General features: G+C 64.5%; 23 protein-coding genes, 2 tRNA genes and 1 pseudogene. 10 read left to right on the top strand and 16 right to left on the bottom strand.

What is annotated here, in order from left to right; translation table 11 throughout:
• Positions 1-89: 89 nt before the first annotated feature.
• The gene (locus GJ698_RS15390) at positions 90-800 is read right to left on the bottom strand and encodes an SIMPL domain-containing protein (RefSeq protein WP_154358539.1); all 711 of its coding nucleotides are present in this window, start codon (positions 798-800) and stop codon (positions 90-92) included.
• 117 nt (positions 801-917) lie between these two features.
• Between GJ698_RS15390 and GJ698_RS30485 the strand changes: the two genes are divergently transcribed.
• Positions 918-1067 carry a hypothetical protein gene (locus GJ698_RS30485; RefSeq protein ID WP_166454879.1) on the top strand — a complete coding sequence of 50 codons (150 nt, stop codon included), beginning with the start codon at positions 918-920 and terminating at the stop codon, positions 1065-1067.
• A gap of 37 nt (positions 1068-1104) precedes the next feature.
• Positions 1105-1644 (top strand): UPF0149 family protein, encoded by a 540-nt coding sequence (locus GJ698_RS15385; protein WP_154358538.1) that lies wholly within the window; start codon positions 1105-1107, stop codon positions 1642-1644.
• 24 nt (positions 1645-1668) lie between these two features.
• Here GJ698_RS15385 and GJ698_RS15380 read toward each other — a convergent pair whose 3' ends face one another.
• The 5 genes from GJ698_RS15380 to GJ698_RS15360 form a co-directional block, all read right to left on the bottom strand.
• On the bottom strand, positions 1669-2172 hold the full coding sequence (locus tag GJ698_RS15380; RefSeq protein ID WP_154358537.1) for a DUF2059 domain-containing protein: 504 nt from the start codon (positions 2170-2172) through the stop codon (positions 1669-1671).
• Positions 2173-2398: 226 nt separating this feature from the next.
• A tRNA-Ser gene (locus GJ698_RS15375) sits at positions 2399-2488 on the bottom strand.
• Positions 2489-2528: 40 nt separating this feature from the next.
• Positions 2529-2618 (bottom strand) — tRNA-Ser (locus tag GJ698_RS15370).
• 68 nt (positions 2619-2686) lie between these two features.
• On the bottom strand, positions 2687-3976 hold the full coding sequence (gene serS, locus GJ698_RS15365) for a serine--tRNA ligase (RefSeq protein ID WP_154358536.1): 1290 nt from the start codon (positions 3974-3976) through the stop codon (positions 2687-2689).
• Between the two features lie 90 nt (positions 3977-4066).
• A complete protein-coding gene (locus GJ698_RS15360) occupies positions 4067-4273 on the bottom strand; it encodes a hypothetical protein (protein ID WP_154358535.1) in 207 nt (68 codons plus the stop codon).
• A gap of 248 nt (positions 4274-4521) precedes the next feature.
• On the opposite strand from GJ698_RS15360, the gene GJ698_RS15355 reads away from it, so the two are divergent.
• Positions 4522-4935, top strand: a complete 414-nt coding sequence (locus GJ698_RS15355; RefSeq protein WP_154358534.1) for a hypothetical protein — start codon at positions 4522-4524, stop codon at positions 4933-4935.
• On the opposite strand, the gene GJ698_RS15350 is transcribed toward GJ698_RS15355, so the two are convergent.
• The 4 genes from GJ698_RS15350 to GJ698_RS15335 form a co-directional block, all read right to left on the bottom strand.
• Positions 4936-5766, bottom strand: coding sequence for an alpha/beta fold hydrolase (locus tag GJ698_RS15350; RefSeq protein ID WP_154358533.1), 831 nt, complete (start codon positions 5764-5766; stop codon positions 4936-4938).
• Positions 5767-5827: 61 nt separating this feature from the next.
• On the bottom strand, positions 5828-7132 hold the full coding sequence (locus GJ698_RS15345; protein WP_154358532.1) for a replication-associated recombination protein A: 1305 nt from the start codon (positions 7130-7132) through the stop codon (positions 5828-5830).
• Between the two features lie 62 nt (positions 7133-7194).
• Positions 7195-7827: an outer membrane lipoprotein chaperone LolA gene (lolA, locus tag GJ698_RS15340; protein WP_154358531.1), complete on the bottom strand. Its 633-nt coding sequence runs from the start codon at positions 7825-7827 to the stop codon at positions 7195-7197.
• Between the two features lie 13 nt (positions 7828-7840).
• Positions 7841-10252, bottom strand: a complete 2412-nt coding sequence (locus GJ698_RS15335; RefSeq protein ID WP_154358530.1) for a DNA translocase FtsK — start codon at positions 10250-10252, stop codon at positions 7841-7843.
• A 214-nt stretch (positions 10253-10466) separates the two neighbouring features.
• Here GJ698_RS15335 and trxB point away from each other — a divergent pair, with 214 nt between their 5' ends.
• The 3 genes from trxB to GJ698_RS15320 all read left to right on the top strand — a co-directional run bounded on the left by trxB (position 10467) and on the right by GJ698_RS15320 (position 12844).
• Positions 10467-11420 carry a thioredoxin-disulfide reductase gene (trxB, locus tag GJ698_RS15330; RefSeq protein WP_154358529.1) on the top strand — a complete coding sequence of 318 codons (954 nt, stop codon included), beginning with the start codon at positions 10467-10469 and terminating at the stop codon, positions 11418-11420.
• 4 nt (positions 11421-11424) lie between these two features.
• Positions 11425-12093, top strand: coding sequence for a Smr/MutS family protein (locus tag GJ698_RS15325; RefSeq protein ID WP_371865325.1), 669 nt, complete (start codon positions 11425-11427; stop codon positions 12091-12093).
• A 112-nt stretch (positions 12094-12205) separates the two neighbouring features.
• Positions 12206-12844: a trimeric intracellular cation channel family protein gene (locus GJ698_RS15320; protein ID WP_154358528.1), complete on the top strand. Its 639-nt coding sequence runs from the start codon at positions 12206-12208 to the stop codon at positions 12842-12844.
• Positions 12845-12866: 22 nt separating this feature from the next.
• Here the strand turns inward: GJ698_RS15320 and GJ698_RS15315 are convergent, their stop codons facing one another.
• The 6 genes from GJ698_RS15315 to GJ698_RS15290 form a co-directional block, all read right to left on the bottom strand.
• Positions 12867-14393 carry a tryptophan halogenase family protein gene (locus GJ698_RS15315; protein ID WP_154358527.1) on the bottom strand — a complete coding sequence of 509 codons (1527 nt, stop codon included), beginning with the start codon at positions 14391-14393 and terminating at the stop codon, positions 12867-12869.
• 231 nt (positions 14394-14624) lie between these two features.
• Complete coding sequence (locus tag GJ698_RS15310) at positions 14625-16040, bottom strand: sulfatase family protein (RefSeq protein WP_154358526.1); 1416 nt, start codon at positions 16038-16040, stop codon at positions 14625-14627.
• A gap of 16 nt (positions 16041-16056) precedes the next feature.
• Positions 16057-18390, bottom strand: a complete 2334-nt coding sequence (locus GJ698_RS15305; protein ID WP_154358525.1) for a TonB-dependent receptor — start codon at positions 18388-18390, stop codon at positions 16057-16059.
• Positions 18391-18483: 93 nt separating this feature from the next.
• Entirely contained in the window at positions 18484-19893 is a 1410-nt protein-coding gene (locus GJ698_RS15300) for an aryl-sulfate sulfotransferase (protein ID WP_154358524.1), read from the bottom strand.
• A gap of 162 nt (positions 19894-20055) precedes the next feature.
• Entirely contained in the window at positions 20056-20394 is a 339-nt protein-coding gene (locus GJ698_RS15295) for a P-II family nitrogen regulator (protein WP_019922031.1), read from the bottom strand.
• A 113-nt stretch (positions 20395-20507) separates the two neighbouring features.
• Positions 20508-22562: an NAD(+) synthase gene (locus GJ698_RS15290; RefSeq protein WP_154358523.1), complete on the bottom strand. Its 2055-nt coding sequence runs from the start codon at positions 22560-22562 to the stop codon at positions 20508-20510.
• Between the two features lie 170 nt (positions 22563-22732).
• Here GJ698_RS15290 and GJ698_RS15285 point away from each other — a divergent pair, with 170 nt between their 5' ends.
• From GJ698_RS15285 to GJ698_RS30970, 4 genes and pseudogenes are all read left to right on the top strand, one after another.
• The gene (locus tag GJ698_RS15285; protein WP_371865324.1) at positions 22733-23842 is read left to right on the top strand and encodes a GNAT family N-acetyltransferase; all 1110 of its coding nucleotides are present in this window, start codon (positions 22733-22735) and stop codon (positions 23840-23842) included.
• Between the two features lie 158 nt (positions 23843-24000).
• Positions 24001-24225, top strand: coding sequence for a hypothetical protein (locus tag GJ698_RS15280; RefSeq protein WP_154358521.1), 225 nt, complete (start codon positions 24001-24003; stop codon positions 24223-24225).
• A 66-nt stretch (positions 24226-24291) separates the two neighbouring features.
• Entirely contained in the window at positions 24292-25305 is a 1014-nt protein-coding gene (locus GJ698_RS15275; protein ID WP_154358520.1) for a catalase, read from the top strand.
• Positions 25274-25933, top strand: a pseudogene (locus tag GJ698_RS30970) (catalase); the annotation flags it as partial. The gene GJ698_RS15275 and the pseudogene GJ698_RS30970, both read left to right, overlap by 32 nt.
• Positions 25934-26109: the final 176 nt, after the last annotated feature.

Genomic DNA, 26109 nt, shown 5'->3' with positions numbered 1-26109 from the left:
GCGGCCAAGCCTGCAGTGTCGCGCACGCGCGCCCGGGCGGCAAGGCGCCGATCGGCGCCGGCGTGCGCCAGCACACGCAGCGCCGCCCCTTACTTGATGCGGAAAATCACATCCACCGTCTGCGACCAGCTCAACAGGTCGGTGGACAGGAAATCCTTGTCGGCCGCCTGCGCCGGCGCCGAGCGCTGGTCGCGGCGGAAATACAGGTCGCCCGGCATCAGGCCGATCGAATGGGTCAGGTTGCGCAGCTGGCCCGACGAAATCGCCGCCACCGCCCCCACCTTGCGGCCGAAGCCGGCCGCCAGCGCCTCGGCGCGGCGCTGCGCATCCTTGACCGCGATGGCGGTCAGCTCCTGCTCGGCCTGCAGGCGATCGCTGCGGCCGAAGGTGGTGGCCAGGTGGTCGAGATTCGGCAGCGCCAGCAGGCCCTGCATGACGACGCGCCACTTGCCCAGATCGCGCACGGCGATGTGCACCGAGCTGCGGATGTCGTAGGCCGGCGCACCGCTGGCGTCGGCCGGGTCGGCCTTGCGCATCTCCTTGCGCATATTGTGGATCTCGGTGACCGCGTCCACCTCGGCCAGCAAGGCGCGCACCTGTTCGGCGCGCGCGCCGACGATGGCCGTTGCCGCCGCCGGGTCCGGATCGTAGGCGCTGATGTCGAAATCGATCTCGCCGAGGTCGGGCGCGAAGCGCATCATGCCCTCGCCGGACACATGGATGAAGGGATAGTCCGGCAGATTCGAGGCCTGCACGGCCAGCGGCAACAAGGCAACAGCAACAACGAGCTTCTTCAACATGATGAGGTTCCGTGAGTGGCGACAGCACAGTATCGGCCAAGTAGACACATTTGTATACTTGCAAAAACAGAAATCATCCCTATGTGCGTTTCAACAACAACTTTATCAGGAGAAAACATGCTCGCTCCCAAGGCGCCGCGTTCGGTGCACGACCACCGACCGGTGGCGGTGCAGGTCGTCAAGCAGGAAAAAACCGGCGCGGTCGACAAGCACGTGCTGATCGTCGACCCACCCGGCAAGAAACCGGCGCCGCCCAAGGCCAAGTAGGTACAATGGCGGCTTTCCGATACCACCGACAGCCGCCATGAGCCTCCCCCTGAACGACGACGAATACGCACAACTGGACGAACTGCTGGCCGCCATCGGCCCGCAGGCGATGGACGTGGCGCGCCTGGAAGGCTTGCTGACCGCGCTGGCGGTGGGTCCGGCCGAGGTGTCGCAGGAGGCCTGGCTGCCGCTGGTGTGGGGCGACGCCGCGGGCAATGCCGACGCGGCAGCGCTGGTGCTGCGCCACCACGCCTACATGCAGACCTGGATGCGGCAGGAGCCGGCCAGCTTCGAGCCGATCTACGAATGCGGCGGCAACTGGACCGCCGAGGCCTGGAGCGCCGGCTTCCTGGCCGGCGTGGCGCTGAACCACGACGCCTGGGCGCCGCTGCGCGCCCACCAGCCGGCGCTGCTGGCGCCGTTCCAGCCGCCGGTCAACGCCGCCAAGGTGACACCGGCCGTGGTGCAGATCAACGCCTTCTTCCACGCGCCGCAGGCCAAGCCGGCCAAGGTCGGGCGCAACGATCCCTGCCCGTGCGGCAGCGGCCAGAAGCACAAGAAGTGCTGCGGCGCCTGACGCCGCGACCGCCCGCGCGGCGGCTTATTTGCCGTTGATGATGTCCTTCAGCAGCACGAAGGTTTCGTGGTGGATGGCCTGCTCGTTGGCCTTGAACTCCTGGTCGGCCTTGAGATAGGCCGGCTTTTTCAGTTCAGCCTGTTCGGCCGGCGTCGGCTTCGGCACGGTGGCGTACATCTGCGCGCTGCTGTTATAGGTGTCGTGCAGCACGCGCTGGCCGTAGCTGGACTTGTAGAACTTCGTCATTTCCAGCGCGGTCTCGGTGCTCAGCAACTTGGCGACCGGCGTGGCCAGGCGGGTGTAGACGAATTCCGGCTGCAGGTTGATGACCTTGTCCATCACCTGCTTGCGCTGTTCCGGCGAGGCGTACTTGCTCATGCCGGCGGTCATGCGCATCATTTTCTCGGCCTGCATCGAGGCCATCAGGTCGTGCGCGGCCTTGATCTGGGCGGCGTCGGGATTGGGCGTGGCGGCATGGACGGCGCCGGCCAGCAGCGTGGACATCAGCAATGCGGAAAAAGATTTCAAGTCGACTCCTTGGTAATTTTTCCGCATTCTAGCCCAGAAATAAAAAAGCTCCCTTCCGGGAGCTTTTTATCGAATATTGGCGGAGAGGGTGGGATTCGCCTACACCTTGCAGGCCGCCCTCGCGCGAGTACGCGCGAGTCTTCGAATCCCACGCGCGCGCTGCGCGCGCTCCTCTCCTGGGCTGGAAATAAAAAAGCTCCCTTGCGGGAGCTTTTTTATCGAATATTGGCGGAGAGGGTGGGATTCGAACCCACGGTAGGGTCGCCCCTACGCTTGATTTCGAGTCAAGTACATTCGACCACTCTGCCACCTCTCCTGGTGACGCATTTACTACTTTTTTCTCACATCCAAACAGTTGGCGGAGAGGGTGGGATTCGAACCCACGGTAGGGTCGCCCCTACGCTTGATTTCGAGTCAAGTACATTCGACCACTCTGCCACCTCTCCGTTTTCCCACCTGCTGCTGCGAGAAGGCAAGATTATAGCAGGTGCTTGAGAAAATGGAAGGACTAAATTTACGCTTTCAGATGCGTCAGCCCGCCCATGTACGGACGCAGCACGGCCGGGATCTCCACCGAGCCGTCGGCCTGCTGATAATTCTCCAGCACGGCGACCAGCGTGCGGCCCACGGCCAGGCCGGAACCGTTCAGCGTGTGCACCAGTTCCGGCTTGCCCTGGGCGTTGCGGAAGCGCGCCTGCATGCGGCGCGCCTGGAACGCCTCGCAGTTCGACAGCGACGAAATCTCGCGGTAGGTGTTCTGCGCCGGCAGCCACACTTCCAGGTCATAGGTCTTGGTGGCGCCGAAGCCCATGTCGCCGGTGCACAGCGACATCACGCGGTACGGCAGGCCCAGGCGTTGCAGAATGGTCTCGGCGTGGCCGACCATGTCCTCCAGCGCCGCATACGACTGCTCCGGATGCACCACCTGCACCATCTCGACCTTGTCGAACTGGTGTTGGCGGATCATGCCGCGCGTGTCGCGGCCATAGCTGCCCGCTTCCGAGCGGAAGCACGGCGTGTGGGCGGTCATCTTCAGCGGCAGCGCCTCGGCCGCCAGGATGTCGTCGCGCACGATATTGGTCAGCGAGACTTCCGAGGTCGGGATCAGGTAGAAGGTCTCGCCCTCGCCCTCGGCGCCGCCCTTCTTCACCGAGAACAGGTCGGCCTCGAACTTCGGCAGCTGGCCGGTGCCGCGCAGCGAATCGGCGTTGACCATGTAGGGCGTGTAGCACTCGGTGTAGCCGTGCTCGTCGGTGTGGGTGTTCAGCATGAACTGCGCCAGCGCGCGGTGCAGACGGGCGATGCCGCCTTTCATGACCGAGAAGCGCGAGCCGGTCAGCTTGGTCGCGGTGTCGAAGTCCAGGCCCAGCGGCGAGCCGACGTCGACGTGGTCCTTGATCTCGAAATCGAAGCTGCGCGGCGCGCCGACCTTGCGTACTTCCACGTTGCCGCTTTCGTCCGTGCCGGCCGGCACCGATTCGTGCGGCAGGTTCGGGATCGCCTGCAGGAAGTCGCCCAGCTTGGCCTGCAACTCGGCCAGTTTGACTTCATTGGCCTTGAGCTCGTCGCCCAGGCCGGCCACTTCCGCCATCAGAGCGGTGGTGTCCTCGCCCTTGCCCTTCATCATGCCGATCTGCTTGGACTGCGAGTTGCGCTTGCCCTGCAGCTCTTCGGTGCGCAGCTGGATCGCCTTGCGTTCCGACTCGAGAGCGTTGAACGCTTCCACATCGAGCTGGAACTTGCGGGTGGCCAGGCGCGCGGCGACGGTGGCGATGTCTTTACGGAGAAGTTGGATGTCAATCATGGGAACGATGCCGTTTGTATCGAAAACGTCAATTGTACCAAGACGACGCCACTTCCTAGCGAGTTTTGCGCAGCCCGCCGGCTGCCGCCATTACAGCGCGGCTTTTTCAGCGGCGGTCAGGCGTTTGGCGCTCACGGTCACGGTGGGCATGGCGACCGCGGCCTTGGCCACCAGCACCGGGCTGTCGGCCGCCAGGACGACGTCGACGCGGTCGTCGGCGGCGGTGGCGAAGGTGGTGGCGCCGGCGATCACGGCAGCGGCGACAAAGATGACTTCCATGTGTTTGGCGATGTTCATGATGTGCTCCTTCAGGTGGTGGTGCGGTTAAGTGCTGCGGTATGGTTGTACTGTACCCGCGGCCACGCCGGCCCACCACCGGGTTGCGACGAAGCGCCAAAAAGGACGCCTGAAATGCAGCGGGCGGGAACAGGCGGCGCCAGCCCGTTGCCGCACTGTAGGATTTCTCCTACGCAACTAATCGTGCGCCATACACGCGCCGGAATTTGTACTATGTGCCCAACAGTACACAAATCGAGGAGAAGATAATGACAACCACTATGATGAAAATTGCAGCGGCCAGCGCCGTGATGATGATCGCCGCCGGCTGCTCGACCATGGGTGGCGCGGGCAAGGACGAGCCGGCGCCGCCGGCCAATCCGAACTTCGCCGCCGAGATGAACAAGTTCAACGCGCAGTTCCCGAACGACAAGGCCACCAAGTACGAAGAGATCTCGCTCAACTACAACAACGCGCAGAAGCTCGATGAGCGCGGCAACTGCCACGACCTGTCGAAACACCCGGTGGTCATCATCCTGACGCTGGACGCGGCCGGCAAGGTCACGCGCAGCACCACCGACGTCGAAGGCAAGAAAGCCGACTGCTTCCGCCAGGCCTACGCCTCGGCGCAGCTGCCGCCGCCGCCGTTCGCCCCGTACCAGAAGCCGATCCGCCTGCGTTGATCAGGCCGCGTCTTCCTCGGGCGCTTCCTCGGCGCTGGCGGGTCGCTCCAGCCAGCTGATCACCACCTCGTTGAAGCGTTCCGGCTGGCGCAGCATCGGCCAGTGATCGGTTTCCATCGCCACCACCTTGCAGCCCTCCCTGGCCGCCAGCGTCTCGGTCCACTGCGGCGAATGGAACATGAAGGGCTTGCGGATGCCGTAGATATACAGCATCGGCACCTTGGGCACGAAGGGCACCAGCGAACTGTAGGAACCGGCCGCGCCGGCCGTCAGGATGTAGTACGGGAAATTCATGCCCGAGCTGATGAATTCGCGCGGCGACGGCGCGCCCAGCACGCGCGCCATGGTGCGGGTCATCACGGTGCCGACCGGGCCGCCGATGGCCCAGGCCAGCGCCAGCGTGCTCTGGTAGCCGCTCACCATCATCTTCTGCCCCACCGAGCGCGAGCGCGCCGTGGCCTTGGACTGCGCATCGCCGATATCGACGCCGATAATGGCCGACACCATCGCCTTGTTACGCATGTAAAACTCGTAGCCGAACACGCAACCCCAGTCGTGCAGCATCAGGATGACTTTTTCCTTCTTGCTGACGCTGTTCACAATATGCAGCAGCACGCGCATCATCGCATCCAGCGAATACGAGCGGCGCGGCTTGCCGACATCGAAGCCCGGCAGCGTAAAGCGCACGCAGCGGTAGCGCTGCTTCAGCTCGGCCACCTGCGCATCCCACACGCGGTAGGTATCCGGCCAGCCGTGCAGCATCACGATGGTTTCGGCACCCTCGCCTTCTATATAGATATCGATCCCGTCGACCACCAAGCGCTGACTCATTCCCACTCCTGAATGCATTGTTTAGGCATGTCAGCATCATGCCATTATTGCGATACGCAAGCTAGCTCTTGCCCGCATCCTGGTCCAGTTGGCGCAGGAAGGCCAGCTTGTCGGCGATCTTGCTTTCCAGGCCGCGCGGCACCGGCTGATACCAGCCCGGTTCGCGCATGTCGTCGGGGAAGTAGGTTTCGCCGGCGGCGTAGGCATGCGGCTCGTCGTGGGCGTAGCGGTAGTCGTGGCCGTAGCCCAGTTCCCTCATCAGCTTGGTCGGCGCGTTGCGCAGATGGACCGGCACCTCGCGCGACTTGTCCTTGCGCACGAAGGCCATCGCCTCGTTGAAGGCGTTGTAGCCGGCGTTGCTCTTGGCGGCGATGGCCAGGTAGATCACCGCCTGGCCCAGCGCCAGCTCGCCCTCCGGCGAACCGAGCCGCTCGTAGGTGGTGGCGGCGTCGTTGGCCACCTGCATGGCGCGCGGATCGGCCAGGCCGATATCTTCCCACGCCATGCGCACGATGCGGCGCGACAGGTAGCGCGCATCGGCGCCGCCGTCCAGCATGCGGCACAGCCAGTACAGCGCCGCGTCCGGATTCGAGCCGCGCACGGATTTATGCAAGGCCGAGATCTGGTCGTAGAAATTGTCGCCGCCCTTGTCGAAGCGGCGCGCGTTCAGGGTCAGCGCATTCTGGATGAACTCGGCGGTGATCTTGTTGGTCTTGGCCGCGTTGGCGGCGGTGCCGGTCACTTCCAGCAGATTCAGCAGGCGGCGGCCGTCGCCGTCGGCATAGCCGATCAGCGTATCGATGGCGGCGTCCTCGAATTCCAGCTGGGTCAGCACCTTGTCGCGCGCGCGGTCGACCATCTGCCGCAGCTCGGCCTCGTCGAACGACTTCAGCACGTAGACCTGGGCGCGCGACAGCAGCGCCGAGTTGACCTCGAACGACGGATTCTCGGTGGTGGCGCCGATCAGCGTCACCAGCCCGGACTCGGCATACGGCAGCAAGGCGTCCTGCTGCGATTTGTTGAAGCGGTGGATCTCGTCGACAAACAGGATGGTGTGCTTGCCCAGGTCCAGGTTGTGCTGCGCCTGCTCCATCGCGGCGCGGATATCCTTGACACCCGAGAACACCGCCGACAGCGCGATGAACTCGCAGTCGTAGGCCTTGGCGGTCAGCCGCGCCAGCGTGGTCTTGCCGGTGCCCGGCGGGCCCCACAAGATCATCGAATGCGGCTGGCCCGACTCGAACGCCAGGCGCAGCGGCTTGCCCGGCCCCAGCAGGTGGCGCTGGCCGATGACTTCATCCAGCGTCTTGGGCCGCAGGGCTTCGGCCAGCGGCTGGCGCGGTTCGGTGGAAAATAAATCTGCCATGGTCGGAAATGGAAAAACGCCGCAGCGTCGCAGCTGCGGCGTTGAATACTCAGCTTATACGCTTAATTGTTGAATACGTCCGCGCCCTTGGGCACGACGAATTTAAAACTGGTGGCGCTCAGCGCCGGATTTTTCTCGATCTTGCTGAACTTCAGCACCGAGGTCTGGCCGAAGGAATCCTTCAGCTCCATCGCCGCCGGCAGGCCGTCCTTCAGGCCGATGGCGATCTGCTCGAAGCTGGTGTCCTTGGCCTTCGGCACCGCCTTCAGCCATTCCAGGCCGTCGCGCGTGCCGCCTTCGGACAGCGTGAAGTTCTTTTCCAGGTCATTGCTGCCGAACAGGATGGCGGCCGGCGACGAACCCAGCGCGTCGCCCAGCTTCTTGGTGGTGACCTGGTTCAGATCCTTGTCGAAGATGAACAGCTGGTCGCCGTCGGCCTGCAGCACCTGCTCATACGGCTTGGTATAGGTCCAGATGAACTTGCCCGGACGGGCGAACACAAAAGTGCCGCTGGAATTATTGGCCGCCTTCGGCGTGTCGCCGTTGGTGGCCTTCACCTGGCGCTGGGTGAATTCGCCCTTGGCCGCCTTGGTCGACGCCACGAAGGACTTGAACTGCTCCAGCGCGCTGGCCTGGGCGCCGCCCACCAGCAGCAGACCGGCGGTCAGCGCCGCCATCACTTTATAACGAGTCATACCATTCCTTTTCTTATTCTGCACTGGCAGCCGGCACGAGAATGTCGCGGTTGCCGTTCGATTGCATGGCGGAGACCACGCCGCTATTTTCCATTTGTTCCAGCAGGCGCGCCGCGCGGTTGTAGCCGATGCGCAGATGGCGCTGCACCAGCGAGATCGAGGCGCGGCGGTTCTTCAGCACCACCTGCACCGCCTGATCGTACATCGGATCGGCCTCGCCGCCGCCTTCGCCCGGCGCCGCCCCTTCGGCGCCGCCGCCCTCGCCTTCCAGGGTGCCGCCTTCGAGGATGCCGTCGATGTAGTCCGGCTCGCCGGTGGTCTTCAGGTGCTTGACCACCCGGTGCACCTCGTCATCGGACACAAAGGCGCCGTGCACGCGCACCGGCAGGCCGGTGCCCGGCGGCATGTACAGCATGTCGCCCATGCCCAGCAGCGTTTCCGCGCCCATCTGGTCCAGAATGGTGCGCGAGTCGATTTTCGACGACACCTGGAACGCGATCCGGGTCGGAATATTCGCCTTGATCAGGCCGGTGATCACATCCACAGATGGGCGCTGCGTCGCCAGGATCAAGTGCAGGCCGGCCGCGCGGGCCTTCTGCGCGATGCGGGCGATCAGCTCCTCGACCTTCTTGCCGACCACCATCATCAGGTCGGCCAGCTCGTCGATGATGATGACGATGGTCGGCAGTTTTTCCAGCGGCTCCGGCGAATCCGGCGTCAGGCTGAACGGATTCGGAATGTGCTCTTCCTTCTTCTTGGCCTCGGCGATCTTGGCGTTGTAGCCGGCCAGGTTACGCACGCCCAGCTTGGACATCAGCTTGTAGCGGCGCTCCATCTCGTTGACCGCCCAGTTCAGCGCGTGGCCGGCCTGGCGCATGTCGGTCACCACCGGCGCCAGCAGGTGCGGAATGCCCTCGTAGACCGACATCTCCAGCATCTTCGGATCGATCAGGATCATGCGCACGTCGCGCGGATCGGACTTGTACAGCAGCGACAGAATGGTGGCGTTGATACCCACCGATTTACCCGAACCGGTGGTGCCGGCCACCAGCAGGTGCGGCATCTTGGCCAGGTCGGCCACCACCGGCTTGCCGGCGATATCCTTGCCCAGCGCCACCGTCAGCGGCGACGGATTGTCGTGATAGACCTTGGAGCCGACGATCTCGCTCAGGCGCACGATCTGGCGCTTCGGATTCGGCAGCTCCAGCGCCATGTAATTCTTGCCCGGAATGGTCTCGACCACGCGGATCGAGGTCAGCGACAGCGAACGGGCCAGGTCGCGCGCCAGGTTGACGATCTGGCTGCCCTTGACGCCGGTGGCCGGCTCGATCTCGTAGCGCGTCACCACCGGCCCCGGATAGGCCGCCACCACCTTGGCGTCGACGCCGAAGTCCGACAGCTTCTTCTCGATCAGGCGGCTGGTGAATTCCAGCGTCTCGATGGAAATGGTTTCCTGCGTCTCGGCCGCCTCGTCCAGCAGGGACAGGGCCGGCAAGGCGCCGTCGCCGGCCGCCTGCGGCAGGTCCTTGAACAGGCTGGCCTGGCGCTCCTTCTCGACGCGCTCGGACTTGACCACGGTGACCACCTGCGGCTCGACCTTGATGGTCGGCGCCGCCACCGGATGCTTCTCGACGTGCTTGGCGCGCTCGTGCACCACCACTTCCTCGCGCTTGACGGCCGCCACTTCGCCCTGGCGGCGGTCTTCGCGGTACTGGTAGCGCTGGATGAACCAGTCGATGGCGTTCTCGACCGCGCCGCCGAGGCGCTCGGCCACGGCCAGCCACGACACATGGAAGAACAGGCTGAAGCCCAGGCCGAACAGCAGCAACAGCAGCAGGGTGGCGCCGGTGAAGCCGAACGCCACGTGGGCCGAATGGCCGATCAGTTCGCCCAGCACGCCGCCCGAGGTGCGCGGCAGCTGGGCGTGGCTGGTCAGGGTGCGCAGGCGCAGGAATTCCAGCCCGACGCTGCCGATGAACAGCAGCGCGAAGCCGATCCAGCGGATCAGGCCTTCCTGCGCGTGTTCCGGCTCCGGCTCAGTCGACAGCACGTATTTATGGGTCAGCCGGCGGTAACCCTTCCACACCAGGCGCAGCATGCAGAACGCCCACCACCAGGCGGATATGCCGAAGATGTACAGCAGCAGGTCGGACAGCCAGGCGCCAGCGCGGCCGCCCACATTGGCCACCTTCGGCACCAGCGTCTCGTGCGACCAGCCCGGATCGGTCTTGGTGTAGGTGGCCAGGATCAGCACAAAATACACGCCCAGCACGGCCAGCGCCAGCCACCGCGCTTCCGACAGCAGCCGCACCAGCCGGTTCGGCAGGGGCTGGCGTTCGGTCGGAGTACGGGTGTAGCCGGACGACGAGGAAGCACTGCCGGCAGCGGCGCGCGGCGTGCGTTCCTGAACTTTTTTACTACTCATAGGTATTAAGGTGGTGCAATGTTAGCGGTCAGGAAATATTCCTATAGCGGTATTCTAAGGCATAAGGGCAACAACCGGCCCCACGATTCATCCTGATTCCCTGCTTGCACTATAATCTTGTATTGCTTGCGTTATTGCAATAGCAGCATACCCTTGCCGCCCTTGCATGCGCCCCCACATTCGGATTAATCCAACACTATTGAAGAAGCTTGCCATGACCACTCCTAAACACGCGCGCGTATTGATTCTCGGCTCCGGCCCTGCCGGCTACAGCGCAGCCATCTACGCAGCCCGCGCCAACCTGAATCCGATGCTGGTGACCGGCGTTGAACAAGGCGGCCAGCTGATGACCACCACCGACGTGGAAAACTGGCCAGCCGACCCGATGGGCGTGACCGGTCCGGACCTGATGCAACGCTTCCTGCAGCACGCCGAGCGCTTCAACACCGAAATCGTGTTTGACCACATCCACACCGTCAAGTTGCAGGAAAAACCGATCCGCCTGATCGGCGACAGCCACGAGTACACCTGCGATGCGCTGATCATCGCCACCGGCGCCTCGGCGCAGTACCTGGGCCTGCCGTCGGAGCAGGAATTCATGGGCAAGGGCGTGTCGGCCTGCGCCACCTGCGACGGTTTCTTCTACCGCAACCAGGACGTGGCGGTCATCGGCGGCGGCAACACCGCGGTCGAGGAAGCGCTGTACCTGTCCAACATCGCCAAGAAAGTCACGCTGGTGCACCGCCGCGACAAGTTCCGCGCCGAAGCCATCCTGATCGACCGCCTGAACGCCAAGGTCGCCGAAGGCAAGGTGGAAATCAAGTACAACCACACGCTGCAGGAAGTCACCGGCAATGAAGGCGGCGTCACCGGCGTCAAGATCCAGTCGACCGACACCGGCGCCGTCACCGACGTCGACGTGCACGGCCTGTTCGTGGCGATCGGCCACAAGCCGAACACCGGCATCTTCGAAGGCCAGCTGGACATGCACAACGGCTACATCAAGACCAAGACCGGCTCCGAAGGCATGGCCACCGCCACCAGCGTGCCGGGCGTGTTTGCCGCCGGCGACGTGCAGGACCACATCTACCGCCAGGCCATCACCAGCGCCGGCACCGGTTGCATGGCGGCCCTGGACGCGCAGCGCTACCTGGAAGGCCAGGAGTAATCGCGTGGGCCTGAAAGACTTCGCCGACCTCAAATCCCTGGGCAAGCAGCTCAAGGAACAGGCCGAGACGCGCGCCGCCGCCGAGGCGGAGCGCGTCAAACAGGAAAAGCAGCAGAAGGTGGAAGCCAATCTGTTCCAGACCGCGCTGGGCGGCGTCAAGCAGATGCCGGCATCGGACCGCTACGTGCCGCCCAGCGTGCCGAAAGGCCTGGCCACGGCAGCCGCGCCGGCCCGCAAGCTGACCCAGGCCGAGGACGACGCGGCGGTGCTGCGCGAGTCGCTGTCCGACCTGTTTGAAGTCGATCACTACCTGGAAGACGATCCGGCGCTGAACTACTCGGCGCCGGGCGTCGGTCCCGACGTCATGAAGAAACTGCGCAAGGGCCACTGGCCGGTGCAGGACGAGCTGGACCTGCACGGCATGAACCGCGACCAGGCGCGCGACGCGCTGGGCGCCTTCCTGACCCAGGCCGGCCAGCGCAATCATCGCTGCGTGTGCGTGATCCACGGCCGCGGCTTCGGCTCGCGCGGCCAGGAACCGGTGCTGAAATCGATGGTGCACAGCTGGCTGGTGCAAAAAGGCGTAGTCGCCTTCTGCCAGGCCCGCAACCACGAAGGGGGCGAAGGCGCGTTGATCGTGCTCCTGCGAGCCGCCCTTCAGCCTTCGCGCTAAACCCGCACGACGCTCAGTCGCGGGGTGGGTTGTTAATTTACTGCAACAGACCTACCCCTCCCAGGGTTGCCATGTTAACCTACGGGCATTGCAACCTTGTCCATACACCTACATGAAGCACGTCCCGGTTCCGCACGTCTCGCTGATCACCGTCATTGAAATCGTCGCGATACTGGTGGGTGCGCTATCGGGCTTTGTGGAAGCGCGCCGCAAGCGCATGGACATCGTCGGCGTGTTCACGGTGGCCTTCATCGCCGCGTTCGGCGGCGGCACGCTGCGCGACATCCTGCTCGACAAGCGGCCGCTGTTCTGGGTCATGCACCAGGAATACGCCATCCTGATCTTCGTGCTGGCCCTGGTCGCCACGCCGCTGATGAAAACCGTGCGCCAGATCATCTCCGAACGCGTGATCGTAGTGGCCGACGCCATCGGCCTCGGCCTGTTTGCCGTGGCCGGCGTGTCGCAGGCGCAGGCCGCCCACATGCCGGTCTTCATCGCCTCGATGATGGGCGTGATCACCGGCATCTTCGGCGGCGTGCTGCGCGACATCGTCTGCAACGAAGTGCCGATGGTGTTCCGCGACGGCAAACCCTACGCCATCTGCGCCTTCTTCGGCGCCTGGCTGTACATCGGCCTGCAATACACCGACGTCTCCGACGACTTCGCGCTGTGGACCAGCGCCGCCTTCATCACCGTGCTGCGGCTGGTGACGTGGAAGTTCGACCTGCACATACACTACCACAAGCAATAAAGCGCAACCGCCAGGTTGCGCTTTACCGGTCCTGGCCGGCGACATAAGCGCCGTGATCCGGCATCCGCGCCACCGCCTGCGCGATCATGTCGCGCAAGCCGGCAAAGTGGCCGTGCACCGCGCGGATGTCGATGCGGTCGGCCAACGGATCGTAGCGCTTCGGCGCCGCGCCGAGGCCCATCATCATCGCCACGAACGACGGCTCGGCGAAGCCGCCGCGGTCGACGACCGCTACCCGCCCGGTCTCGCGGAACAGCGCGATCTGGTGGCGCAGCGAATCCGGAATCGCCATGTCGGCGCAATAGCGCCAGAAGTCCGAATCGTCGCGCCTGGTCAGCTTGTAGTGCAGCACGATGAAGTCGCGCACCGATTCGTAGCGGCCGCCCATGACGCGGTTGAATTCGTCGGCCAGCTCGGGCTGGCAGGCGCGGTCCGGGAACAGTTCCAGCAGCTTGCCCACCGCTGTCTCGATCAGGTTGATGCTGGTCGATTCCAGCGGCTCGATAAAGCCGGCCGACAGGCCGATCGCCACCACGTTCTTGACCCACGACTTGCGCCGCCGCCCGGTGACGAAGCGCAGCTGGCGCGGCTCGTCCAGCGCGGCGCCGTCGAGGCCGTCGAGCAGCACCTGGCGCGCCTGCTCGTCGCTGGTGAAACCGTTGCTGTACACGTGGCCATTGCCGGTGCGGTGCTGCAGCGGGATGCGCCACAGCCAGCCGGCCGCCTTCGCGGTCGAACGGGTGAAAGGCGTCAGCTGCGGGACCGAGGCGCACGGCACGGCCAGTGCGCTGTTGCACGGCAGGTATGCGCTCCAGTCCTCGTAGCCCGCCTTCAGCGCGCCCTCGATCAGCAGGCCGCGGAAGCCCGAACAGTCGATGAACAGGTCGCCTTCGACTCGGCGGCCGTCGCGCAGCTTGACGGCGGTAACGAAGCCGCTCTCCGCATGCTGCTCGACGTCGACGATCATGCCTTCGACGCGCTCGACGCCGCGCGCCACCGCGTAGTCGCGCAGGTACCGGGCGTACAGGCTGGCGTCGAAATGGAAGCCGTAGGAATAAGCGTCGGTCAGGCCGGGCGTTTCCTGGTTCGGCGGAATGAACTTGCCGTGGCGCGCCATCACCGACGGCATCGACCAGTTTTCCATGTCCGGCATGTTGTTGAAGGCCTGCGCCAGGCGCAGCCAGTGCTGATGCGCGCTCAAGCCGGCCAGCGGCGGACCGAAATCGCCGAAGGCGTGGAAGAAGCGGTTGCCGACGTGGCCCCAGTCCTTGAATTCGATGCCGAGCTTGAAGCTGGCCTGGGTCTTGGCGATAAAGTCGGCGGTATCCAGGCCCAGCGCGTCGTTGTAGACGCGGATGGTCGGCAGCGTCGCCTCGCCGACGCCGATGGTGCCGATCTCGGGCGACTCCACCAGGATCACCTCGCAAGGCTGGGTGGGATGGCGCGCCAGGCGCTGGGCCAGCGGCGCGGCCGTCATCCAGCCGGCCGTGCCGCCACCGACGATGACGATCCTGCGGATGGCACCGCCATGCGTGTCATTGCTGCTCATCTCGTCTCCTTTAGAGTGGGCTGGCTATGACAACGTTTTCATTTTTGGTCGAGCCTGGGGCGAATGGGGTCGCGGCCACGCAGGTGGCCGTTTTTTGGAACGTGATCAATTGTATCTCCCTCGTTTTTATATCCGGCCTCAAGTGCCGGTATCTGCAAGCCAACATTAATGCGACCAACGAACAAATAGTAACAGAACAAATGCCCCTCGATGGTGCGAGGGGCACGTCGATTAGTCGACCAACAGGCTGGCCGGCGAAACACCATAGCGGTCAGGCTGCACATTGCCCGTCACTCCGTGGGTGCGCACATCGGCGGTAATCGGCAACATTTTCTGGTTCCACGCCTCCCATTCCGCCTTCAGCTGCGCGAACACTTGCGGATTGCGTTTTGCCAGGTTGGCGCGTTCGCGCTGATCCTTGACCACATCGAACAGAAACTCGTTCTTGCCGATCTTCAGATACTTCCAGTTGCCGGAGCGGATCGCCCGCTGGGCGTTGGCCTTGTAGCGCCACAGCAGCGTGCGCTCGTTGTTCTGCGCCTGGCCGGTGAGGATGGGCAGCAGGTTCTGGCCATCGGTCGGATAGGCCGGATCGGGCGCGCCGCCGGCGGCCGCCAGCAGAGTCGGCAGCCAGTCCATCGAAATCGCCACCTGCTCGCTCACCTGACCCGCCTTGATCCTGCCCGGCCAGCGGACGATGGCCGGCACGCGGATGCCGCCCTCCAGCAACTCGGTCTTCTGCCCGGTCAGCGGCCAGGTTTTCGAGAAGCGCTCGCCGCCGTTGTCGCTGGTGAAGATGACGATGGTGTTGTCCGCCAGGCCCTTCTCGTCCAGCGCCTTCAGCACGCGGCCGATCGATGCATCCAGCGATTCGACCATGCGGCCGTAGGTGGCTAGGTCGCCACCGTCGTAGTGGAAGATGTTGTCGATGTCGCGCGACACCGCCTCGTCGCCCGGACCTTCCCACGGCCAGTGCGGCGCGGTGTAGTGCAGCGACAGCAGGAACGGTTTGCCGGCCTGCTGCTTCCTGACGAAGTCCACCGCGCGCGCGCCCAGCAGGTCGGTGTAGTAGCCGACCTGCTGCACCGGCACTTCGCCCTCGTACAAATCCTCCTTCATCTGCGGGCCGACGCCCGGCTTGTGGGTGAAGTAGTCGATGGCGCCGCCATAGTTGCCGAAGAAGCTGTCGTAGCCGCTTTTCAGCGGGCCGAAGGTCGGCAGGTAGCCCAGATGCCATTTGCCGATCAGCGCCGTGCCGTAGCCCTGCTGCTTCAGCAGCGACGGCAGCGTGGGATGCGTCGGCGGCAGGCCGATGGTGTCGGAAGCGCCGGCGATCGGCTCTTCCAGCCCGCCGCGCAGGCGGTACTGGTAGCGGCCGGTGATCAGCGCGAAGCGCGTGGCCGAGCACACCGCCGAATTGGCGTAGGCCTGGGTGAAGCGGATGCCCTGCGCCGCCAGGCGGTCCAGGTGCGGCGTCCGGTAATCGGTCTGGCCGTAGACGCCGAGATCGGCGTGGCCCATGTCGTCGGCCAGGATGAAGATGATGTTCGGCTGCTCCTTGCTGGCCGCGTGCGCGGTCGGCAGGTAGTTGGCCAGCGCCAGCGCAGGCAGCGATTGCAGGACGCGGCGGCGGGTGATATTGCTCATGTTCCATGTCTCCTTGTTAGAAATCAGCGCGGGCGGTCAGGCCCAGGGTGCGCGGCGTACCGATGATGGCGTTGTAGGCGCCAAAGCTGCTGTTCCACATGCTGGTGTAGTACTGCTTGTCGAAGGCGTTCTTGGCCCACAGCGACACGTCCCACCTGGCGCCGCCTGCCTTGAAGCGCGCGCCGGCCGACAGGTTGGTCAGGCTGTACGCCGGAATCTTCGAATACTGCGACGCGTCCAGCGTGCCGAACACTTCGCTGCGGTAGGCGTAGTTGGCGTTGAAATAGCCTTCCACCTGCTCGGCGACCGCGTGCACATATTGCGCGTTCAGGCTGCCGGTCCAGCGCGGCGCGTTGACCAGCGCGGCGCGGCCGGACAGGTTGCACGAGGTAGCCGCGATCTCCGGCGGGCACGGCGCGTTGGTGTACTTCAGGTATTTGACGTCGTTGAAGGCGCCGTTCGCGCCCAGCGTCAAGCCGCGCGCCACCACGAACGAGGTTTCCAGTTCCGCGCCGCGGCTGCGCACGTCGCCCGCGTTGGTCAGATAGGAACTGGCGCTGACCGGATCATAGGCGTTGTTCTGGTAGCCGCGCACCACGTTGGCGAACACGCTGGCGTTGATCTGCGCGCGGCGCTCCCACAGATTGCTCTTGATGCCCAGCTCGACGTTGTTGGCCTTCTCATTGCCGACCTTCAGCGACGACACGCCCGCCGCGCCCGGCACGGTCAGGTTGATGCCGCCGGATTTTTCGCCGTGCGACAGGCTGGCGAAGCCCAGCACGTCGGTGTCGATCTTGGAGGCCAGCGTCAGCAGCGCCGACGGGCTGAGATTATTCAGCCGCACGTCGCCGGAATCGAAGGCGCCGTAGCGGGCGTTGCGCGACGCCAGCGCCGCGCCGGTGACGACCGCGCCGCCGGTCGGCGCGTAGCGGACTTCATACGCGCGCTTGTCCTCGTAGGTGGCGCGCAGGCCGCCGGTCAAGTCCCACTGCGGATCGATGTGCCAGATCGACTGGCCGAACAGCGCGTAGCTGTTGACGCGCAAATGGCCGTCCGCCAGGCTGGTGAGGTTGGACCAGGCGCCGGCCGGCGTGGCGTTGAACTTGTCGGCCAGCGGACCGTTGTAGGTGAAGTTGGTGTTGTCCAGATTCTGGTAGTAGTAATACGCGCCCAGCACCGACTCCACCGCGCCGCCCTGCGGCGTCGCCAGCCGCAGCTCCTGCGTGAACTGGCGGTGGCGGGCCAGCGCGCCGACGTTCAGCGTCACCGGCACATCGAGGCCGTCATCGTTGCGCGGCGTGAAATTCCAGAAGCGGAAGGCGCTGATCGCGGTGAGCTTGTAGTCGTTGTCCAGCTTGTAATTGGCTTCCGCCGACAGGCCGCCCTGATGCACGCTGACGTGCGAACCGCTGTCGAGGTTGACCGAATAACGGCTTGGATCCGTGATCGGATGCCCGCCGACGGCCGCCGCCTGCGCCAGCCACTTGCCGCTCGGGCCGGCGCTGTAGAACACCATGGTGCCGTTGTTGGAATCTTCTTCGTTGTAGTCGGCGATGACGCGCACGTTGAGCTTGGCGTCCGGCTCGAACAGCAGCTGGGCGCGCACGCCGTCGCGATCGCCGCCCTGCACCTTGCTGTTGTTGTAGACGTTGCTGATGTAGCCGCCTTCATGCGTCTTGTAGACCGACAGGCGGCCGGCCAGCGTGTCCGAGAAAGCGCCGGAGATGCTGGCCTTGCCCTGCACGTAATTGTCCTGGCCGACCGACAGCGAGGCCGAGTTCTCGCTGCGGAAAGTCGGCTGTTTGGTGGTGATGTTCAGCACGCCGGCGGTGGTGTTCTTGCCGAACAGCGTGCCTTGCGGGCCGCGCAGCAGTTCCAGCTGCTGCACGTCCAGCGCATCGAACGCCGCCATGCCGGGACGGGCCAGATACACGTTGTCCAGGTACAGGCCGACGCTGCCTTCGAGGCCGTCGCTGGCGGTGTTGTTGCCCAGGCCGCGCACGGCAAAGCTCAGCTGGCGGGCATGGACGAAGTTGACGGTGGTGCTCGGCAGTAGCTGCTGCAGATCCTGCACGCGGTAGACGCGGTTGTTTTCCAGCGATTTGTCGTCCAGCACGCTCATGGTGGTCGGCACGCTTTGCGAGGTTTCGTTGCGGCGGCGGGTGGAGACGGTGACGCTGGCGATGACTTGCGACACATCGGCGCTTGCGGCAGCCTCCGCGCTATCGGCGGGCATATCGGCAGCGGTGACGGCGAGCGCGGCGGCGTTCTGTGCCTGCGCTGCGGGGGCGAAGGCCAAGGCGATGCCATAAGCCGCAGCGATGGCGACGGCGAGTTTTTTCTGTTGCATGATCAAGCTTTCATTCTGAAAAATGGGCGTGCGCGGCCCCGCGCGCCAGCTTGGCCGCCGGCGCGAACGATGGATAGGAGTGGTTGTCGGCGTCTAGTTCGTGGCGACGCGGTACTTGCCGGGCTCGGGCGGGGTCACCGCTTTCTCGGAGCGTGGCGTGCCTTCCGGCACCCAGTTGTACGGCACCGGTTGGGCGCGGTACAACCAGTTGCTCAGCACCGGCTTGCCCGCGCCAGCCACTGGCGTCGGTGCGAAGTACGGGCTGATGTATTCCCAGGCGATGTCGCCCTTGTTCGTAATCTGGAAGATGCGGCCGTTCATGCCTTCATCGATCAGGGTATTGCCGTTCGGCAGACGGCGGGCGCTGCTGATGAACGAACTGTAGAAACTCCACTCCGGGCCGTTGGAATCGCCGCCCGTGTATTCCCACACGATCTGTTTGCTGACCGGATCGATCTCCAACACGCGCGAGCGCGGCTGCACGCCGACGCTGACGCGCGGATAGCCCGCCTCGCCCTGGTTGTCGAACACCAGGATATTGCCGGCGCCCGGCAGGCCCGGCGCGATCAGGTGCGCGTCATGCTGGCCGACGATCTGGTCGACCGGGCGCGGCAGCACGCGCGGACCGCGCACCTGCGCCGGATAATCCGGCCCCAGGTTCCACACCACCTTGCCGGTCTGCCTGTCGATGATGACGATGAAGTTGGCTTCGCGCGAATCGATCAGGATGTTGTCCGGGTTGAAGCGCTGGTCGCCGCCATCGAACCATTTGTTCGGGCCCAGCACCGACATATTATTGATGTGCAGGTAGTCGAACGGCGCCGCCTTGCCGCGCGGCGAAACGCCCTCCTTCACCAGCTTCAGCGAGGCCGCCGAAAAACCGAATTCGGTCAGATGCTCGGACGCCACCCATTTCCACACGATGTCGCCCTGTTTGTTGACTTCGTAGATCACGTCGTCCAGCACCTGCGGCGCGCTGAAGCCTTGCAGCGGATGCACCAGGTTGGCCAGCACCAGCGTGTTGCCGTTCGCCAGGCGGCGCCAGTCGTGGTGCTGCTTGGCGCTACCGCCCGGCACCTGTGGATTGGTCTTGCCTTCCACCGGCGCCGCATACGCATCCTGCGCGCTGGAAGCGGACGACGCGCCCCACTGCCACACCACCTGGCTATTCCAGTCCAGTTCGCCGATCGCCTGGTTGCGCAGGCCGTTGCCCTCGTTCGACGTGCCGGTCACGCTGGCCAGCTGCACCAGCACATTGCCGCGTTGGCCGCCGGTCAGCGCCGGATCAAGCAGCACCGGCGGGAAGCCTTCGGCGTCCCACACATGCACCTCGTTGCCGTTCATGTCGATCAGATGGGTTTTCTTGTCCTGGCCGCTGAAGATCACGTAGCTGTTGTAGGCGGTGGCGGTGTCGTAACGGGTGACGCCGGTGGGATAGACGCTCGGCGCGGCGCCCACGTGGGCGGCAGCGGACAACAGCGACAGTGCGACGATTTTCTTCATGGCAGGGCTTTCCGGGTAATGTAGACAGTGTATCCATATTACTAATCCATGTAGAAAACTCGAACTAATATAACCAATAATGAATATGCAAAATCCGCCTTAATCGGCGCGGCGCAAAAAAAATGCCGGCTGAGCCGGCATTTCGAATAAAGCGGGACCTGCTTACACGGCGTCCGGGCCGGTCTCGCCGGTGCGGATGCGGATCACCTGTTCGACGTTTTGCACGAAGATCTTGCCGTCGCCGATCTTGCCGGTGCGTGCGGCCTTGATGATGGCGTCCACCACCTGCTCGGCCACGCCGTCGTCGACCACCACTTCCACTTTGACCTTCGGCAGGAAATCGACCACATATTCAGCACCACGATACAGCTCGGTATGGCCCTTCTGGCGGCCAAAGCCTTTCACCTCGGTGACGGTCAAGCCGGTAACGTTGACCTCAGCCAGTGCCTCGCGCACCTCGTCCAGTTTGAACGGCTTGATCACAGCGGTAATCTGTTTCATGACTTCTCCTTATGTGTAAATCGAAAATCCATGCGAGCGGACTGCAAGCTTAAGTCTATTGTAATCGACAGGCGCGCACTGTCCATGCACATAAGCTTATTCCCGTAAAAACTTTACGCTTGCACCGGAATGGAGCGCAATTCCTCCAACCATACAACGCTTTGCGCATCGCTCGGCGCACGCCAGTCGCCGCGCGGCGACAGCGAACCGCCGCTGCCCACCTTGGGTGCGTTCGGCACGCAGCTGCGCTTGAACTGGCTGGTGCGGAAGAAGCGGTCGAGGAAGATGCCCAGGTTTTTCTTGATCGCCGCCAGGTCGTACTGGTTGCGCGTGACGTGGTCGCCGTCCGGCCAGCGGCCCTGCTCCCTGTCCTTCCACGCGGTGTGCGACAGGAACGCCACCTTGGACGGGTTGAAGCCGAAGCGCAGCACGTAATACAGGTTGAAGTCCTGCAGCTCGTACGGGCCGATGGTGCTTTCGGTGCGCTGCTCCGGCTGGCCGTCGGCGGTGCCCGGCACCAGCTCGGGGCTGATCTCGGTGCCGAGGATGTCCAGCAGCACCTGCGCATCGTTGCGGCCGATCACGCCGGACTCGGCGACCCAGCGCACCAGGTGCGAGATCAGCGTCTTCGGCACGCTGGCGTTGACGTTGTAATGCGACATGTGGTCGCCCACGCCGTAGGTGCACCAGCCCAGCGCCAGCTCGCTCAGGTCGCCGGTGCCGATCACCAGCCCGCCGTGGTGGTTCGCCAGGCGGAACAGGTGGTTGGTGCGCTCGCCGGCCTGCACGTTTTCAAACGTGATGTCGTACTGCGCCTGGCCTTCCGCATACGGATGGTTCAGATCCTTCAGCATCTGAATGCAGCTTGGGCGGATATCGATTTCCTGCGCCGAACAGCCGACCAGCTTCATCAAAGCATGCGCTTGCTTGAGCGTGCGCTCGCTGGTGGCGAAGCCCGGCATGGTGTAGGCCAGGATATTGGTGCGCGGCAGTTTCAGCTTGTCCATCACGCGCGCGCAAACCAGCAGCGCATGCGTCGAATCGAGGCCGCCGGAGACGCCGATCACCACCTTCTTCAAGCCGCTGGTGGTCAGGCGCTGCGCCAGCGCCTGCACCTGGATGTTGTAAACCTCGTTGCAGCGGTCGTCGCGGCGGCGCGCATCGGCCGGCACGTAAGGGAAGCGTTCGACGCAGCGCTTCAGCGCCATCGGCTGCTCGCGCCCGATTTCCAGCGGGAAGAACACGGTGCGGAACTTGCCCACTTCGCCGGCATGGCGCTGCACCGATTGGGCGAAGGTGTTCATGCGCATGCGCTCGCGCGACAGGCGCTCCAGGTCGATGTCGGCAAAGGTCAGGTTCGATTCGTCGGTGAAGCGTTTGGCTTCGGCCAACAGCTCGCCGTTCTCGCAGATCACGCCCTGCCCGTCCCACGCCAGGTCGGTGCTCGACTCGCCGCCGCCGGCCGAGGTGTACAGGTAGGCGGCGATGCAGCGTGCCGACTGCTGCGACACCAGCTGGTTGCGGTAGCCGGCCTTGCCCACCAGCGCGTTCGACGCCGACAGGTTGACCAGCACCGTGGCGCCGGCCAGCGCCGCGAACGACGACGGCGGAATCGGCACCCACACGTCCTCGCAGATCTCGACGTGGAATTTGAACAGCGGCATATCGGCCACCTCGAACAGCAGGCCGGAGCCGAACTGCACGCGCTCGCCGAGCAGGTCGATCTCGGTGGCGACCGCGTAGTCGCCGCTGCTGAACTGGCGCGCGTCGTAGAACTCGCCGTAGTTGGGCAGGTAGCTCTTCGGCACCACGCCCTGGATCTGGCCGTTGGCAATCACCACCGCGCAGTTGTACAGCTGGTGCTCGACCCGCAGCGGCGCTCCCACCACCACCGCCATCTTCCAGTCGGTGGAAGCGTCGAGGATGGCCGCCAGGCCGTCCAGCACGCCATCGAGCAAGGCGCGCTGGTGGAACAGGTCGTCGCAGGTGTAAGCCGACAGGCCCAGCTCCGGGAAGGCCACCAGCGCCGCGCCCTGCGCCGCCGCCTGCTCGGCCAGCAGGATGGTCTGTTCGGCGTTGTAGGCCGGATCGGCAATGCGGCACACCGGCGCGGCAACGGCCACGCGGGCGAAATCGTGGGTGTACAGATTGAAGAAGTTGGAGGCCATGTCAGGTCTTTCGCGTGCGCAAAATTCGATTATCGCACGGGCAAAGCGCGTCCGCATGTTGTTAAGCTAGCGTCCGGCCGCTGCGGGTTTTGCCGGAACCTGCCACAATGCCGGGTATCGAAACATCGTCGTAACTGGAGAATGACTTGGGTGAGCCAGAGTTTAGCTTAGTGGATTCCATTGCAGAGATCGCGCCGGATGACTGGCAGCGGCTCGCGGGGGATAACCCGACCCTGAGTTACACCTTTCTTAACGCTTTGCATACGACCGGCTGCGCGGCGCCGGATACCGGCTGGTCGCCGCGCTTCTTGCTGATGCACCGCGACGGCGCACTGGCCGGCGCCATGCCGCTTTACCTGAAAGCCCATAGCCGGGGCGAATATGTGTTCGACCAGGGCTGGGCGGACGCCTTCCACCGCAATGGCGTGCCATACTATCCCAAACTGCTGTCCGCCATTCCGTTTACGCCGGTGACCGGCAACCGCCTGCTGGCCGCCACGCCGGAAGACCGCCTGCTGTTGGCCCGCGTGGCGCTGCAGGTGGCGCAGCAAATGGGCACCTCCTCGTTGCACGTGCTGTTCCCCGACGATGCGGACCGCCAGGCATTCGCCAAGGCCGGCTACATGCTGCGCGAAGGCGTCCAGTTCCATTGGGAAAACCAGAACTACGACGACTTCGACGCTTTCCTGGCCACCATGAAAATGGAAAAGCGCAAGAAGCTGCGCCAGGACCGCCGCCGCGTGCTCGATGCCGGCGTTCATTTCGAACACCTGACCGGCACGGCGATCAGCGACGACGTGCTGCGCTTCTTCTATCGCTGCTACGTCTCGACCTACCAGGCGCACTATTCCAAGCCCTACCTGTCGCTGGAATTCTTCCAGCGCATCCTGGCCGCCATGCCCGACAACCTGATGCTGGTGCTGGCCAGGCGCGGCGACCAGCCGGTCGCTGTCGCGCTGAACCTGATTGGCGGCAACGTCATGTACGGCCGCTATTGGGGCACGCAGGAATTCATTTCCGGCCTGCACTTCGAGGCCTGCTACGTGCAGTCGATCGACTACTGCATCAGGCACGGCATTGCCCGCTTCGAAGGCGGCGCCCAGGGCGTGCACAAGATGTCGCGCGGCCTGGTGCCGACGCCGACCTGGTCCGCACACTGGGTCGCGGACCAGCGCTTCGCCGACGCCATCAACGATTTCCTGCAAGAGGAAACGGCGGCGATGAACGACTACATCGACGAGTTAAGCGAACACATTCCCTTCAAAACCGGAACCGATTGACACTGCCACCCTCATCGAGCGCCGCGTGTCAGCGTAGGAATGGGGGGGAAGACGCTCAACCAATTGGCCTATATGGTGGCAGCCCCTGCAAATGCTAGGCTCCTACATGGTGGCGGCGCCCCCGCGCCCGCCGTGACAACCCTCACCATAAGACCATCATGGATGCCCAAGATACGCAAGATCTGGATGGCGCCCGCTATGCCGGGCCAACCACCATCACCACCGTGAACAGGGAGGGACACAAGGTCTATCGCCTGGCCGACGACGTCGCCTTCTGCGCGCGCATCAAGGAACGGGAAATCATCCAGCGCGACCCGATGGTCGCCGCCCTCTTCGGCCAGGCGCCAATCCGCGCCAAATCCAAGGTGCCAAAAAATAGTTGATGGCGATGTGTAACACTCGGGCGTTTGCTGCGACTAAACAGCATCGAACACATTTTGGAGAACATCATGAGCTCTTCCCGCACCCACCCCGGGGCCGGCAATCCCATCATCCAGGCCTTCCTGGCGGTATCCCTGGCCTTCTTCGGCCTACAGCTGCCCGCCAGCGCCCAGGTCGATCCCGGCAATCCCGCCGCCCAGATAGACGCTCTGAACGGCACTTTCGGCAAACACCCCGGCAAACGCGCCTCGCACGCGAAGGGCTTCTGCGGCAAGGGCGATTTCACGCCTGCCACAAGGCTCGACTCGTTCGTCAGCGGCCCGTTCTTCGCGCAGAAGACCATGGGCGCCACGCTGCGCTTCTCGGTCGGCGGCGGCAATCCGGCCGCGTCCGACAAAAGCCGTTCCGTGCGTGGGCTGGGCGCCCGCATTAGCGGCGCCGGCGAAACCTATGACCTGGTTCTGATCTCCGAGCCGGTCTTCTTCGCCGCGACACCGGCATCATTCGTCAGCTTCCTGGACGCCCGCGTGCCAGATCCGGTCACCAAGAAGCCCGATCCGGCGAAAATCGCGGCGCACAACGCCAGATATCCGGAAGCCAAAAACCAGCCGGCCTTGCTGGCAGCACATGCGGCGCCGTATTCCTACGCCACCACGCCGTATTACTCGACCAATGCCTTCGTCTTCCAGGCCGCCGACAACACGCGGCGGCACGCGCGCATCGTGGTGGAGCCGGCCGCCGGCACCCGCTACCTGACCGACGACGAGGAAAAATCGCTGCCTGACCTGTTTCTTGAAAACGAGCTGAATGCGCGCCTGAGCGCCCGTCCCGCCGAATTCACCATCTACGCCCAACTGCCGGCGCCGAACGATCCGCTGACCGATGCGTCCCAGCCGTGGTCCGGCAAAGAGCGCGTCACGCTCGGCAAGCTACGCGTGCTGAGCGTGGCCGGCCAGGAAACCTGCGATGGCCTGGTGTTCATGCCGGTAACCTTGCCCACCGGCGTCGCGCCGTCGGACGACAGCATTCTGACAGCCCGCGCGCCGGCTTATGCGGTCTCGTTGGGACGCCGCGCCAACTAACCAGGAGTACAACATGGAACACATCATTCATCCCGCAAGCGCGCCAAGTCCAGCCGACCTGGTGGACGCGCTGAACCACACCTTCGGCAAACATCCGGGCCAGCGCGCCTCCCATGCCAAGGGCTTCTGCGCCAGCGGCCAGTTCACGCCGACGATGGAAGCCGCCGGCTTTGCCAACGGTCCCATCTTCCGGGATGGCCATCTGCAAGCGACGCTGCGCTTTTCCGTCGGCGGCGGCAATCCGGGCGTCTCGGACAAGAGCCGCTCGGTGCGCGGGCTGGCGGTACGCATCGGCCAGGGCGCCGAGCACTGGGATCTGGTGCTGCTGTCGGAGCCGGTGTTCTTTGCCGCCACGCCCGAATCGTTTGTCAGCTTCCTGGCGGCGCGCGTGGCGGACCCGGAGACCAAAAAGCCCAATCCCGACAACATCGCGGCACACAACCTGAAGTTTCCGGATGGCGCGCGCCAGCCGGCGCTGCTGGCGGCACATGCGGCGCCGGCCTCGTACGCGGACACGCGCTACTACTCCAACAACGCCTTCGTCTTCCACTCGGTTACCGGCGAATCGACCACGGCACGCATCATCGCCATCCCCGCCGCCGGCACCCGATACCTGACGGCGGAGCAGGAGCAGTCGTTCCCGGACAACTTCCTGGAAGACGAGCTTGCAACGCGCCTGGCCCAGGGGCCGGTGGACTTCGAAATCGTGGCCCAGCTGCCGGCCGCTGGCGACTCCCTGGTCGATTCCAGCCTGCCGTGGCAAGGCGCCGGCCATGTGTCGCTGGGGCGCTTGCGCGTCACCTC

The sequence above is a fragment of the Duganella aquatilis genome, assembly GCF_009674565.1.
Classification (GTDB): Bacteria; Pseudomonadota; Gammaproteobacteria; order Burkholderiales; family Burkholderiaceae_D; genus Rugamonas; species Rugamonas aquatilis.
This window is presented reverse-complemented; position numbering and strand designations above follow the sequence as displayed.